This window comes from Glycomyces arizonensis DSM 44726, from assembly GCF_000482705.1.
In the GTDB taxonomy this organism is placed as follows: Bacteria; Actinomycetota; Actinomycetes; order Mycobacteriales; family Micromonosporaceae; genus Glycomyces; species Glycomyces arizonensis.
This window is the reverse complement of record NZ_AXWO01000007.1, coordinates 39,940-52,820: the sequence shown is the minus strand read 5'-3', so window position 1 is coordinate 52,820 and position 12,881 is coordinate 39,940. Positions and strand designations below refer to the sequence as shown.

The following is a 12,881-nucleotide window of genomic DNA, read 5'->3' as shown; positions in this document are numbered from 1 at the left end:
TCCGCTAACATCGAAGTATCTCTATCCCTCACTGAGAAGGTGATCTTCACATGAGAAAACGACGAGCAGGTCTGCTCGCCGGGCTCGCCGCCGCGATCCTCGCGGCCGCCGGCCTGACATTCTTCAACTCGGCCTCCAGTGGCGCCGCCGTCAATCCCGGTACCTGGTACGTCATCACCAGTGCTCATTCGGGTCTGGCGCTTGACATCCAGGATGCTTCCACCGAGCCCGGCGCGATCCTCACGCAGTGGAACCGCACCGACGCCCAGAACCAGCAATTCCGCTTCCTCGACTCCGGAAGCGGCTACTACCGCATCCAAGTCCGGCACTCCGGCATGGTGCTGGACGTATGGGAATGGAACGCCGACGACGGCGCCACCATCGCCCAATACACCGACCTCGGCGGCACCAACCAACAATGGACCGTCGAAGAACACACCGACGGCACCTACAGCTTCATCAACCGCTTCTCCGGCAAAGCCCTCGACCTCTGGGAATGGTCCACCACCGCAGGCGACCGCATCTCGCAGTACACCTACAGCGGCGGCGCCAACCAACGATGGCACCTCAACCCCGTCGACGACAACGGCGGCGGTGACGGCGACGAAGGCGGCGAGGGCGAAGGCTGCGCCACCCCGCCCGGCTCCCTCTCCGGCGATCTCGGCGCACACGACCCGGCACTGTACGCCCCCTGCGGCGACGGCGACTGGTTCGTCTACGCCACCGGCGACTCGCGCGGCGGCGGCACTCCCACCGTCCGGCGCTCCACCGACGGCGGCAACTCCTGGCAGTTCGCCGGCACCATGTGGAACTCGAAGCCCGGCTGGGTCACCGGCGCCGTTCCCGGCGTCTCGAACATGTGGGCCCCCGACATCCATTACGACGCGGGGCAGAACCTCTACTACGCCTATTACTCGGCGTCCACGTTCGGCAGCCAGCGCTCGGTCATCGGCGTGGCGACCAGTCCCACGCTCGACCCGAACGATTCGAACTACGGCTGGACCGACCGCGGGCAGGTATGGGAGTCGAACTCCGGCGACCCGTACAACGCCATCGACCCCAACCTCGTCGTCGACCAGTCGGGCCGCCACTGGATGGTCTTCGGCTCCTGGTGGGACGGCATCTTCATCCTCGAACTCGACTGGCCCTCGGGCAAGGTCGCGTCGGGGGCGAATCCCATCCACCTCGCGAGCCACGGTGGCGGCATCGAGGGCGCGGCGATGACCTACCACGACGGGTATTACTACCTGTTCACCTCGTGGGACCGCTGCTGCGCGGGCACCGACTCGACCTACAAGATCACGGTCGGCCGCTCCACCTCCCCGACCGGTCCGTTCGTCGACCGCAACGGGACGCGCCTGACCGACGGCGGCGGCACCGTGCTGCTGTCGTCCTTCCCCGGATACGTCGCCGCGGGAGGCGAGTCGATCTCGAACGGCCTGATCGCCTACCACGCCTACGACACGGGTGGCGGCTTCGATCTGCGCATCGAGCAGATCGAGTGGAACTCGGCGGGATGGCCACTCCTCAACGGCAGTTGAGGATCGAGAGCACAGCCCCAACGGCAGTTGGGGACCGACAACGCGGCCGTAACAGCGGTTGAGCAGCCGCGGCACGCTCGGCGGCAGCCGAGCGGCGCCGCGACCGCTTCAGCGGCAGTTGAGGGATGAACCCTCAACCCGCACGGCCTCACCCTCAGGGGCGCTCCGAGCTGACCGGGGCGCCCCATCTCGCAACCCGGCAACCACTCCCTCTGGAGTTCAACATGATCACATCCATACCCCGACGCGGGCGCGTCATGATCGCGCTCGCCCTCACCGCCGCCCTGGCCGCCTTCGGGCTCGTCGCCGCCTCACACGCCCCGGCACAGGCCGCGGTGAACACCGGCCAGTGGTACGTCATCACCAGTGCGCATTCGGGTCTGGCGCTCGACATCCAGGATGCCTCCACCGAGCCCGGCGCGATCCTCACGCAGTGGAACCGCACCGACGCCCAGAACCAGCAGTTCCGCTTCCTCGACTCCGGAAGCGGCTACTACCGCATCCAAGTCCGGCACTCCGGCATGGTGCTGGACGTATGGGAATGGAACGCCGACGACGGCGCCACCATCGCCCAATACACCGACCTCGGCGGCACCAACCAACAATGGACCGTCGAAGAACACACCGACGGCACCTACAGCTTCATCAACCGCTTCTCCGGCAAAGCCCTCGACCTCTGGGAATGGTCCACCACCGCGGGAAGCAGAGTCTCCCAATACACCTACAGCGGTGCGGCCGTGCAGAAATGGCGTCTCAACGCCGTCGGCGACGCCGACCAGAGCGGCCTGGCCAACCCCATCCGGGACAACGGCGCCGACCCGTGGCTCGAGTACTGGGACGGCTACTACTACCTGTCCACCACCACCTGGGACTCGACGGTCATCATGCGCCGCGCCACCACCCTGGCCGGGCTGAAGACCGCCTCCGACACCGTCGTGTGGAACGACTCGGGGGCCTCAAACCGCTGCTGCAGCCATTGGGCGCCTGAGTTCCACCGCATCGACGGCACCTGGTACCTGATGTACACCTCGGGGAACTCGCAGACCAACTTCGACGGCCAGAAGCTCCACGTGCTCAGGTCCACCGGATCCACCCCCATGGGACCCTACGAGTTCATGGGCACGCCGCTGCCGAATCAGTGGAACATCGACGGCACGTACCTGGAGCTGAACGGCCGGCTGTATCTGATGTGGAGCGAATGGGTGGGACCGGACCAGTCGATCCGGATCGCCGAGATGTCGAACCCGTGGACGGTGACCGGATCGCATTACACGATCTCGCGGCCCACCTACAGCTGGGAGACCGTCGGCTCCCGCGTCAACGAGGCCCCGGCCGTCCTCCAGCACGACGGGCGGACGTTCGTGACCTTCTCGGCCTCCTCGTGCAACACGCCCGACTACAAGCTGGGGCTGCTGGAGCTCACCGGTTCGAACCCGCTGTCGGCCTCGTCGTGGACCAAGACCTCCACGCCGGTGTTCCAGCAGGGCAACGGCGTCTACGGGACGGGCCACAACGGCTTCTTCACCTCGCCGGACGGCACCGAGCACTGGCTGGTCTACCACGGGAACACGTCCCCGAGCCAGGGATGCGGTTCGACACGGCAGACCCGGGTGCAGCCGTTCACGTTCAACTCGGACGGCACGCCGAACTTCGGCTCGCCGGTCGCGAACGGCGTGACGATCCCGGCTCCGTCGGGGGAATGACCGGCGGCGCCGTGACCATCGCTCGGTCCGGGGTGATTCCCGCTCTGCCTGGGGAATGACCGCCATATAACACGACCGGAGTCGTAAGCTTATAGGCTATAATATCCTTATAGGGTATAGCCTATAAGTTTGCGGCTCCGGTCGCGTGTCACGCGTCGACGCGTTCGGGTTCGGGCTCGTGGTCGCGGAGGCTCTCAGGCGGCGGGGCGACGAACTTGTAGCCCACCTGCCGCACCGTGCCGATCATGGACTCGTACTCACTGCCGAGCTTGGCGCGCAGCCGCCGCACGTGGACGTCGACGGTGCGGGTGCCTCCGAAGTAGTCGTACCCCCACACCTCCCGCAGCAGCTGCTCGCGGGTGAAGACCCGACCGGGGTGCTGGGCGAGGAACCGGAGCAGCTCGAACTCCTTATAGGTGAGGTCCAGGGGGCGGCCCTTGAGCTTGGCGGCGTACGTGTCGGGGTCGACGCTGAGGTCCCCGGCGCGGATGACGGCCGGACCGGCGGCGGTGGCGGCGCTCGGCTTCCCGGTGGCCAGGCGCAGCCGCGCCTCGACCTCGGCGGGCCCCGCCCCCGCGAGCAGGAAGTCGTCGACGCCCCAGTCGGCCTGGAGCGCGGCCAGGGCCGCCTCGGTGACGATGCCGAACAGCGGGACGGTGAGGCCCGTGGCCTGGAGGACACGGCAGGTGGCGCGGGCGTCGGCCAGATCGGCCCGGGCGTCGACCATCACCGCGTCGGGACTGGGTCCGCTCAGCAGCGCCCGGACGTCGCGTCCGGCGTACCGTGCGTGGTGCGGCAGCAGCTCAAGCGAGGGCAGGATCGACTCAGGGGACTCCGGCACCGGGTGAGAAGTGAGGATCAGTATTTCCACAGCAGTCCTCCGCTGTTCTTGAGCACAAGCAGCCTACGCTTCCCGACGTCGACGGCGGGCGGCATTACAGACGGTAGGTGGAGTCTGGGGTAAGTGTAAACGCTCACCTGCCGGAAGGCCAGCTTCACCTGCTCGACACCTCACTATGCGGGACCGCGCCCGTGAGCGGGGAGCGACGCGCCGTTCACCCGATCGACATCCGCCCGGCACGGGTGCGAAGGTGAACGGTGCACAGAGGCATTGCCGTAGGCTGTCCATCGTGTCGTACAGCCGACCAGACGAGACCTGGGGCTACGAGCCCCGCGAGGCCGCTCCGCCCCCCGACGGGCCCGCGTGGGGCGGCCAGGAGCCGCCCGCCGAGCCGCACCGACCGGCGCGCCGTCGCAGGCCGCTCCTTCCCCGTTCCACCCGCAGGCGAGAAGCACCGTCCGAGCCTTCGGACACCGGCCCCTACCCGCAAGCGGACGGCCACGAAGGCGCCCAGCACGACCGGGCCCGTCATGGCCGGGCCCATGACGACCACGCCCGCCACGGCGGCGATCAGGGCCCCGGCCATGACGACGGCGCAGGCCATGAGGTCGGGGACCACACGATGCCCCCGCCCAGCCCCCAGCTCCTCCACCGGCTCCCGCCGCTGGCGGTCACGTTCGTCATCAGCGCGGGCATCATCCTCGGCGCGCAGCTCGAGCGCCCCGCCTACGCCGCCGGCATCGCCGTCCTCCAACTCGCGATGCTGGTCTGCGCCTCCTGGACGCGACGCGTCGACGGCGTCTGGGTGACCCTCGCCGTCGGCACCGCGCTCGCCCTCGGCGCCGACTGGGCCGCCGTCGCCTGGACTCCCGTCTCCCTGCTGCCGGTCACCGTGCTGCTCGCCGTCGCCTTCCAGGCCGGCGCCTTCGCTCAGCTGCTGCGCCGCGACCACGCGGGCATCATCGAGAGCGCCGGGTTCACGATGATCCTGTGCATCGCCGTGTGCGGCTACACCTGCTACATAGCCCTGTCGCGCCTCGGCTCGGCCCCGCCGGCCATGTACTCGGCGGTCGTCGCCGCCGGCACCGCGATCCTCGCCGCCCGCGCCGTCGACCTCGTCATGCCCGACCCGCGCATCAACCGCCAGGTGACGCGCGGCGCCTTCGGCATCGTCATCGGCACCATGTGCGGCACCGCCTCGGCCGCCTACGCAGGGCTCGTCATCGAGGGCCCCGAGCCGAGCCACGCCGCGATCGGCGGCCTGCTCGTCGCCCTCACGGCCGTCCTGACGGACCTGGCCTGCGGCTACCTGTCCGCCTCTCGCCGCATCGACGGCGCGGGCACCGCCCCGCACCCCGTGATCGAGATTGCCGGACCACTCCTCGCGTTCGCCCTAGTGGGGCCGGTCGTGTATCTGTTGAGTGCCTACTACATCATCGACTGAGTGGAGCCCCCGTGGGCAAGATCCTCCGCCGCCTCCTCATCACCCTGGTCATCGTCGTCGCCCTTGTGGCCCTTGGTGACCGCGTGGCCAACGCGGTGGCGGAGAACCGCGTCGCCGACCAGGTCGCCGACACCGCCGCCGAGCACGGGGCCTACTCCGACCAGCACCCCGACGTCACCGTCCACGGCTGGCCGTTCGTCACCCAGGCCTGGTCCGGCGACTTCGAGCGGATCGACATCGAACTGCGCGACGTCGGCGCCGAAGGACTCACCTTCCCCACTCTCGACCTGGTCGCCCGCGACGTCACCGCCGACTGGCGCGACCTCGCCGACGGCTCCTACGACATCACCGCGGGGAAAGTCGACGTCACCGGCACCATCTCGGTCGCCTCGCTCGAGGAGCTGCTGCGCGAGAAGACCGGATACGACCTGACCATCAACGACGACGGCACCGCCTCGATCTCGACGGTCATCGAGGTGCCCGCCATGTTCGGCATGGATGACATGGAGTTCGAAGTCGTCGGCACCGGCGAGATCGAACTCACCGAGGACACGCTGCGGTTCGTGCCCGAGACCGTCGAGTCCCTCACCGGGCAGCTCCCCGAGGGCGCCGAGTCCTACGTCGACGAGATCACCGAGCGGATGAGCACGGTCATCGGTCTTCCCCCGCTGCCGTGGGGCGTCCGGCTCACCGAGATCGCCGTCTCCGGCGAGACCGTGACGATCTCCGGCTCGACCACCGACGTCGCCCTCACCTGAGGGCACCGGCCTGTGGCCCACAGTCCGCATCGCGAGAACAAGTGTGGTCACGGCCCGAGAAGTCTGCTAGCGTTCAGCCCATGCGCAAGCCGATGCTCACCAAGCGGCGTGCGATCGACTTCTGCACGATCGCGAGCACGCTCTGTCGAATGCCCTAGGCGGCTAGTCCGGTCTCGGCGAGTTTACAAGCGGTAAATTCGCACAGGGCAGTCGCCGCTATGCGGCCCAGCGTGCGCAAATCCAGAGCAAGGCTTCAGTCACGTCCGTGACGCCACACCGGCTTCATTCCAAGCCATGATTCCGCCTGGACACCCGCTGCTCACGGCAGCGGTATCGCTCCGCCCGCAGGGCACGCTCCCGAACTCGGTACATCGAAACTCATTCATTCACTTATGTTCAGGAGAGAACGATCATGGCTCGTGAAGACGTGCTGGTAACCGCCGACTGGGCGGAAGCGAACCTCGACACCCCGGGCGTGGTGTTCGTCGAAGTCGACGAGGACACCTCCGCCTACGACACCGGCCACATCAAGGGCGCGGTGAAGATCGACTGGAAGGACGACCTCCAGGACCCGGTCCGCCGCGACTTCGTCAACCAGGAGCAGTTCTCGCAGCTGCTCAGCGAGCGCGGCATCGCCAACGACGACACCGTCGTCCTCTACGGCGGCAACAACAACTGGTTCGCGGCCTACGCGTACTGGTACTTCAAGCTGTACGGCCACGAGAACGTCAAGCTCCTCGACGGCGGCCGCAAGAAGTGGGAGCTCGACGCCCGCGAGGTGGCCACCGAGGTCCCGCAGCGCGAGCGCACCGAGTACGTCGCCAAGCCGCAGGACGCCTCCATCCGCGCGCTGCGCGACGAGGTCACCGCCGCGATCGGCAGCAAGAACCTCATCGACGTCCGCTCCCCCGACGAGTACGCCGGGCGCCTGCTCGCCCCGGCGCACCTGCCGCAGGAGCAGAGCCAGCGCGGCGGCCACGTCCCGACCGCGCTGAGCGTGCCGTGGAGCAAGGCGGCCAACGAGGACGGCACCTTCAAGTCCGACGCCGAACTGCGCGAGATCTACGTCGGCGAGGCCGGCCTGGACGAGGACAAGGCGACGATCGCTTACTGCCGCATCGGCGAGCGCTCGAGCCACACCTGGTTCGCGCTGCGCGAGCTGCTCGGCTACGAGGACGTGAAGAACTACGACGGTTCGTGGACCGAGTACGGCTCGCTCGTGGGCGTGCCGATCGCGCTCGGCGACGAGCCCGGCACGAAGTAATCCGGCGACCCAGAGAGGGGAACACCAATGGCTGCAGACGTCGACACCGCCCTGTCCGGGGCCGGATGCGGCGCGCCCGCGCAGGACGCGGCGCTCCCGGCATCGGTCGACCTGGAGAAGGAGACCGTGCTGACCGGCACGGTCGTCAACGGCGAGGGCGAGTTCGTGCAGGGCGCTTACGTGCGCCTGCTCGACGGTTCCGGCGAGTTCACCGCCGAGGTGGTGACCGGCGAGGGCGGGCAGTTCCGCTTCTTCGCCGCGCCGGGCAGGTGGACGCTGCGGGCGCTGTCGCGCTTCGGCGACGCCACCGGCGAGCTCGACGCCGTCCAAGGCCTCAACGAGACCAAGCTGGCCGTGAGCCGGTAGCGACCGACAGGGACGATTCAGCTCTTATCCCAGTCACCGCAGGGGCGGGGCCGCGTAGCGGTCCCGCCCCTCTCGTACGCGTTATCGACGTTCGGAGTCGATGAAGGCGATGGCCTCCTCGACGGCGACATCGACCGGCTCCCGCTCGGCGATGCGCCTTATCATCTCGGCATCTGCCGACTAATCGTCCCGGTAGCGCTTCGCTTTCACCTCGGGGTCGTAGTCCCCCGCCGGATTGCGCAGCGTGACGTTGATGCGGTTCCAGGCGTTGATCTGCGCGACGGCCGCTACAAGGACGGCGGTCTGCTCGTCGTCGTAGTGCTTGCGCAGCTCGTCCCAGGTCTCGTCGGAGACGCCGTCCGGGCGGTCGGCGAGGCGGCAGGCCTCCTCGGCCAGTGCGAGCGCGGCGCGCTCGGCCTCGGTGTAGTAGGGGGCCTCGCGCCAGGCGGCGACGAGCGCGAGCCGCTCGGGCGTCTCCCCCGCGTAGGCGGCGTCCTTGACGTGCATGTCGGTGCAGAAGCCGCAGCCGTTGATCTGGCTGGCGCGGATCTTCATCAACTCGAGCGTGGCGCCCGGCACCGGGCCGTGGTGCAGCACGCCTTCGTTGGCGAGCATGTTCTTGTAGAACCGCATGCCGAACTCGGTCTCGCGGAACTTCAGGCGGGCTTCCATCGCGGTCTCCTCTCATGTTCGGCGGCGGGGCCGGGCCCGGCCCCGCCGCAGGTGGTGTTCGCAGGATTCACGACGCACGGCGGGACCGCGATGCGGCCCCGCCGGTGGTGGTGTCCGTTAACCCCACTGGCCGGGGGTGTAGTTTCCGGCCGGGTTCTGGAGGATGACGTTGAAGCGGTTCCAGGCGTTGATCATGGCGATCTGCCCGATCAGGATCGCGGCCTGGTTCTCGTCGTAGTGCTTGCGCACCTCGGCCCACACCTCGTCGGAGACGCCGGTGTCGCCGTCGGCGATCCGGGTGGCCTCCTCGGTCAGCAGGAGCGCGGCGCGCTCGGCCTCGTTGAAGTACGGGGCCTCCCGCCAGGCGGCGACCATCGCGATGCGCTGGGGCTCCTCACCGGCGTGGGCCATGTCGATGGTGTGCATGTCGGTGCAGAAGCTGCAGCCGTTGATCTGGCTGGCGCGCAGGTTGACCAGCTCCAGCGTGGACCGCGGGACGATGTCCTGCGACTGCATCGGCTTCCCCGCGCCGGCGAAGGCCTTCCAGATCTTGGGGAGGGTCTCGACCTCTTCGGGGTTGAGTCGGATGGTCATGGTGTTTCCTTCTTTCTCGGTGGTGTTCACTGCTCGGCCGCGCCGGTGGAGCGCAGACCGTGGAATTTGTTCGGGTTGCGGACGTAGTCGACGGTGGTGACGCGCCCGTCCGCGATCCCGAGGGCGATGACGCCCTGGAACCGCCCGCCCTGGAAGACCAGGAGCGCGGGGCTGCCGCTGACGACCGCGGCGCGCAGGTCGGCGTCGTGAGTCCTGGTCATGACGTGCGAGAGGAACCGGGCGACCTTCTCGCCGGAGCGGACCGGCTCCAGCGCGGCCCGGACGACGCCGCCGCCGTCGGCGGTGAGCACCGCGTCGGGGTCGAGCACTCGCAGCAGCGCCTCGAAGTCGCCCGAAGCCGCGGCCGCGGCGAAGGCCTCGACGACCTCGCGGTGGGCCTCGGGGTCGACGTCGAAGCGCGGCCGCCGGGCCTCGACGTGCTCGCGCGCCCGGCTGGCGAGCTTGCGGCAGGCCGACGCATTGCGGCCCAGCGCCTTGCCGACCTCGGTGAACTCGAGCCCGAAGACGTCGTGGAGGACGAACGCGGCGCGCTCGGCGGGGCTGAGGGTCTCCAGGACCACGAGCATCGCCCAGGACATCGAGTCGGCGAGGCTGACCGAGTCGGCCGGGTCCGGCGCGGTCTCGACCGGCTCGGGCAGCCAGGGCCCGACGTAGGTCTCGCGGCGGACGCGGGCCGAGCGCAGGATGTCGAGCGCGATCCGGGAGGTGGTGGTGACCAGCCAGCCGGTGAGGTCCTCGATCGCGTCGAGATCGCTCTGCTGCAAGCGGATCCACGCTTCCTGGACCGCGTCCTCGGCTTCGGCGACGGTGCCGAGGAGCCCGTAGGCGACGCCGATCAGGCGGGGCCTGAGCGCCTCGAACAGCCGTGCCAATTGACGGCTCGCGAGCTTCGCCGAGGGTACCGATTCCTCGGCGAGTCGGTGCGCGTTCGGTTCGTTCATGGAAGGAGGACGAGACACGGTCGCCAAGTGTGACATCAGCGCACCGATTGTGGTCGGCGTCTCAGAAATCGATGAGGCAGACTGTGGGGCGTGTTCGCGAACGTGTCCCCGCTCTGGCGCAAGCGCCTGCGTCTCATCGTGGCAGCGTGGGCGTTGCTGCTGCTGGTGGGCGCGTTCATCGGCTCGGGCGCGTCCGTGCGCGAGCAGGTGGACGCCGCCGAGGCGCGCGTGGACATGGACGCGCTCATCGGGGAGGCGGCCGCGGCGCTGACGGGCTCGTCGCCGCTCGCGGTGGGGCCCTTGGAGGCGGCCGAGTGCACCGTGACGCCGGTGCGGGTCGGGCTGTCGCTGTCGCGCACCCTCCAGATCGCGGAGGCGTCCGTGTGGAGCCTGGAGACGCTGGTCGACCGGTTCGGCCTGCGAAACGACCCCGATTCGCCGGTGTGGGGCGCGACCACCGCCGACTACATCGGGCTGCGGCTCACCGTGCCGGAGGCCGAGCCGGTTGGCGGGAAGTACGCCGAGCCGCTCGAGTTCCGTGCGTCGACCGGTTGCCGCCCCGTCGGCGAAGCGGTGGGGGCGTTCGCGCCGACCGCCGCGGCCGCCCCCGAGACGGGCTGGCGGTACGGGGCGGTGGACTGCCTGGGCGGCGGGCGATTGGAGAGCTGGACGGAACCGGTCGACGCCGCGCCGTTCGCGGTGCGCTCGACCAGCGAGGCGTGCGTCTGACGCCGCTGTGCGTCAGTGCCACCACTGGAGTGTCGTAACTTGTCATACTTGTTATCAATGTCGTCATTTGCCAGCCCTGTTATTTGGCAGTGCCGTTATTTGTCGATGTCGCCGACGACGAAGAACATCGAGCCGAGGATCGCGATCATGTCGGGGATGAGGCAACCGGTCATGAGCGTGGTCAGCGCCTGCACGTTCGAGTACGAGGCCGAGCGGAGCTTGAGCCGGTACGGCGTCTTGTCGCCGGTGCTCACCAGGTAGTAGCCGTTGGCGCCCAACGGGTTCTCGGTCCAGACGTACGTCTCGCCGGCCGGCGGCTTGAAGATCTTGGGGAGCTTGACGTTCACCGGCCCGTCCAGGGTCGCCGCCTTGTCGAGGCAGGCGCGGGCGAGGTCGATCGAGACCTGCACCTGATCGAGCAGGACCATGAAGCGCGCGTAGCAGTCGCCCTCCTCGCGCAGCACGACCGGCACGTCGAGCTCGCCGTAGGCCAGGTACGGCTCGTCGCGGCGCAGGTCGAAGTCCAGGCCCGAACCGCGCGCCACCGGGCCCGAAGCGCCGTAGGCGGCCGCCGTGGCGGCGTCGAGGATCCCGACGCCCTTGGTGCGGGCCGCGAAGATCTCGTTGTGGCGCACGAGCTTGTCGAGGCGCGCCATGCCGTGCTCGACCTCGTCGAGCGCGGTCCTGGCCCGGTCCTCCCAGCCTTCGGGCACATCGGCCTTGAGTCCGCCGACGCAGTTGTACATGTAGTGGATGCGGCCGCCGCTGGCCTCCTCGAACACGGCCTGGAGGCGCTCGCGTTCGGTGAAGGCGTAGAACATCGGGGTGATCGCGCCGATCTCCAGCGGGTACGAGCCCAGGAACATGAGGTGGTTGAGCACCCGGTTCATCTCGGCGAGGGCGGTGCGCAGCCACACGGCGCGCTCGGGCGCCTCGATCCCGGCGAGGCGCTCGGCGGCGAGGGCCACGCCCAGCTCGGAGCAGAAGGCCGAGAGCCAGTCGTGCCGGTTGGCCAGCAGCATGATCTGGCGGTAGTCGCGCACCTCGTAGAGCTTCTCGGCGCCGCGGTGCATGTAGCCGACGATGGGCTCGCATTCGGTGACGCGCTCGCCGTCGAGTCGCAGTCGTAGGCGCAGGACGCCGTGGGTGGAGGGGTGCTGCGGACCGATGTTGAGCACCATGTCGGTGGTCTCGGTGCCCGCCCCGACACCGACGACGACTTCCTCTCGCGCACTCATGGCATCATCGTCGCAGTTTCGCCCCTCATGCGGAAGTCCCTTGGCCGCAAGTGGCGTCCAGCTGGCATCCTTGACACTGCAGCCGACTATGGAGGTGTGGCGAGATGGACCGCGATCAGATGCGTGCGTCGGAGTCCGACCGGCAGCTGGTGCTGGACCAGCTGCGGCAGGCCGTCGAGGAGGGGCGCCTCGACGTGGACGAGTACCAGCAGCGGATCGACACGGCCATGAACGCGAAGGTCTACTCCGAGCTGGACGTGCTGGTCGCCGACCTCCAGCGGCTCGCTCCGCCGGGGTATCAGGACGCGCGGTCGATGCAGCCGACGACGCCGGTCAATCCCAGCCTGTCCAGGGCGAACATGCAGCTGCGCAAGGACATGGAGGCGCGCGGCCGCAAGTGGAAGGTGGCGGGCACGGTCGCGCTGATCGCGGGGGCGATCTCGGTGGTCCTGATCGTGGTCTTCCCGCAGCTGCTGCTGTACATCGCGATCACGGTGCTGGTGGTGCTGGTCCTGTTCGTGTTGGCGGGCGTGCTCGGCCTGTTCTGAGACGCGGCGGCCACGAGCCTGGCGGAAGCTGAGCCCCGCGGGATCCCCGCGAGGCTTCGCTCTACCCGGAGTCATTGTGCCACTTACGTTCTGAGCGATTCACGCGGCCGGACCGGGGAAGGGCGGGAGGCGGCGGGCCACACGCGGCCGTCCATGCCCGACACCGCCTCGACCCTGCACTGCGGGCTGCATTCTCGGCGCTTGACGGACATGAACGAGAT

13 protein-coding genes are annotated in these 12,881 nt (G+C 68.8%); 8 read left to right on the top strand and 5 right to left on the bottom strand.

Going from position 1 to position 12,881, the window contains the following annotated elements; all coding sequences use genetic code 11:
• Positions 1-50 precede the first annotated feature (50 nt).
• Both H613_RS31670 and H613_RS0108225 read left to right on the top strand, forming a co-directional pair.
• Positions 51-1,541 carry an RICIN domain-containing protein gene (locus H613_RS31670; protein ID WP_084546463.1) on the top strand — a complete coding sequence of 497 codons (1,491 nt, stop codon included), beginning with the start codon at positions 51-53 and terminating at the stop codon, positions 1,539-1,541.
• Positions 1,542-1,765: 224 nt separating this feature from the next.
• Positions 1,766-3,244 (top strand): family 43 glycosylhydrolase, encoded by a 1,479-nt coding sequence (locus H613_RS0108225; RefSeq protein ID WP_211234751.1) that lies wholly within the window; start codon positions 1,766-1,768, stop codon positions 3,242-3,244.
• A gap of 148 nt (positions 3,245-3,392) precedes the next feature.
• On the opposite strand, the gene H613_RS0108220 is transcribed toward H613_RS0108225, so the two are convergent.
• On the bottom strand, positions 3,393-4,115 hold the full coding sequence (locus H613_RS0108220) for a winged helix-turn-helix domain-containing protein (protein ID WP_026923419.1): 723 nt from the start codon (positions 4,113-4,115) through the stop codon (positions 3,393-3,395).
• Positions 4,116-4,374: 259 nt separating this feature from the next.
• Between H613_RS0108220 and H613_RS31335 the strand changes: the two genes are divergently transcribed.
• The 4 genes from H613_RS31335 to H613_RS0108195 all read left to right on the top strand — a co-directional run bounded on the left by H613_RS31335 (position 4,375) and on the right by H613_RS0108195 (position 7,917).
• Positions 4,375-5,529 (top strand): hypothetical protein, encoded by a 1,155-nt coding sequence (locus H613_RS31335; protein ID WP_169731967.1) that lies wholly within the window; start codon positions 4,375-4,377, stop codon positions 5,527-5,529.
• A gap of 11 nt (positions 5,530-5,540) precedes the next feature.
• The gene (locus H613_RS31330; RefSeq protein WP_026923416.1) at positions 5,541-6,287 is read left to right on the top strand and encodes an LmeA family phospholipid-binding protein; all 747 of its coding nucleotides are present in this window, start codon (positions 5,541-5,543) and stop codon (positions 6,285-6,287) included.
• Between the two features lie 412 nt (positions 6,288-6,699).
• Positions 6,700-7,551 carry a sulfurtransferase gene (locus H613_RS0108200; protein ID WP_026923415.1) on the top strand — a complete coding sequence of 284 codons (852 nt, stop codon included), beginning with the start codon at positions 6,700-6,702 and terminating at the stop codon, positions 7,549-7,551.
• A gap of 27 nt (positions 7,552-7,578) precedes the next feature.
• Positions 7,579-7,917: a DUF1416 domain-containing protein gene (locus H613_RS0108195; RefSeq protein WP_026923414.1), complete on the top strand. Its 339-nt coding sequence runs from the start codon at positions 7,579-7,581 to the stop codon at positions 7,915-7,917.
• Between the two features lie 180 nt (positions 7,918-8,097).
• Here H613_RS0108195 and H613_RS0108185 read toward each other — a convergent pair whose 3' ends face one another.
• From H613_RS0108185 to sigJ, 3 genes are all read right to left on the bottom strand, one after another.
• Positions 8,098-8,589, bottom strand: coding sequence for a carboxymuconolactone decarboxylase family protein (locus H613_RS0108185; RefSeq protein ID WP_026923413.1), 492 nt, complete (start codon positions 8,587-8,589; stop codon positions 8,098-8,100).
• 117 nt (positions 8,590-8,706) lie between these two features.
• Positions 8,707-9,183 (bottom strand): carboxymuconolactone decarboxylase family protein, encoded by a 477-nt coding sequence (locus tag H613_RS0108180; protein WP_026923412.1) that lies wholly within the window; start codon positions 9,181-9,183, stop codon positions 8,707-8,709.
• 26 nt (positions 9,184-9,209) lie between these two features.
• Entirely contained in the window at positions 9,210-10,145 is a 936-nt protein-coding gene (gene sigJ, locus H613_RS0108175) for an RNA polymerase sigma factor SigJ (protein ID WP_211234750.1), read from the bottom strand.
• Between the two features lie 90 nt (positions 10,146-10,235).
• On the opposite strand from sigJ, the gene H613_RS0108170 reads away from it, so the two are divergent.
• Positions 10,236-10,874 carry a hypothetical protein gene (locus tag H613_RS0108170; protein ID WP_026923410.1) on the top strand — a complete coding sequence of 213 codons (639 nt, stop codon included), beginning with the start codon at positions 10,236-10,238 and terminating at the stop codon, positions 10,872-10,874.
• Positions 10,875-10,969: 95 nt separating this feature from the next.
• Here H613_RS0108170 and H613_RS0108165 read toward each other — a convergent pair whose 3' ends face one another.
• Entirely contained in the window at positions 10,970-12,112 is a 1,143-nt protein-coding gene (locus H613_RS0108165) for an NADH-quinone oxidoreductase subunit D (protein WP_026923409.1), read from the bottom strand.
• 104 nt (positions 12,113-12,216) lie between these two features.
• On the opposite strand from H613_RS0108165, the gene H613_RS29075 reads away from it, so the two are divergent.
• Positions 12,217-12,660 carry a DUF1707 SHOCT-like domain-containing protein gene (locus tag H613_RS29075; protein ID WP_051393106.1) on the top strand — a complete coding sequence of 148 codons (444 nt, stop codon included), beginning with the start codon at positions 12,217-12,219 and terminating at the stop codon, positions 12,658-12,660.
• Positions 12,661-12,881 lie beyond the last annotated feature (221 nt).

What these genes read in the sequence shown, in the direction of transcription:
- H613_RS31670 (WP_084546463.1), top strand. Translation starts at nt 51, where the DNA reads ATGAGAAAACGACGAGCAGGTCTGCTCGCCGGGCTCGCCGCCGCGATC.
- H613_RS0108225 (WP_211234751.1), top strand. Translation starts at nt 1,766, where the DNA reads ATGATCACATCCATACCCCGACGCGGGCGCGTCATGATCGCGCTCGCC.
- H613_RS0108200 (WP_026923415.1), top strand. Translation starts at nt 6,700, where the DNA reads ATGGCTCGTGAAGACGTGCTGGTAACCGCCGACTGGGCGGAAGCGAAC.
- H613_RS0108195 (WP_026923414.1), top strand. Translation starts at nt 7,579, where the DNA reads ATGGCTGCAGACGTCGACACCGCCCTGTCCGGGGCCGGATGCGGCGCG.
- H613_RS0108185 (WP_026923413.1), bottom strand. Translation starts at nt 8,589, where the DNA reads ATGGAAGCCCGCCTGAAGTTCCGCGAGACCGAGTTCGGCATGCGGTTC.
- H613_RS0108180 (WP_026923412.1), bottom strand. Translation starts at nt 9,183, where the DNA reads ATGACCATCCGACTCAACCCCGAAGAGGTCGAGACCCTCCCCAAGATC.
- sigJ (WP_211234750.1), bottom strand. Translation starts at nt 10,145, where the DNA reads ATGAACGAACCGAACGCGCACCGACTCGCCGAGGAATCGGTACCCTCG.
- H613_RS0108165 (WP_026923409.1), bottom strand. Translation starts at nt 12,112, where the DNA reads ATGAGTGCGCGAGAGGAAGTCGTCGTCGGTGTCGGGGCGGGCACCGAG.
- H613_RS29075 (WP_051393106.1), top strand. Translation starts at nt 12,217, where the DNA reads ATGGACCGCGATCAGATGCGTGCGTCGGAGTCCGACCGGCAGCTGGTG.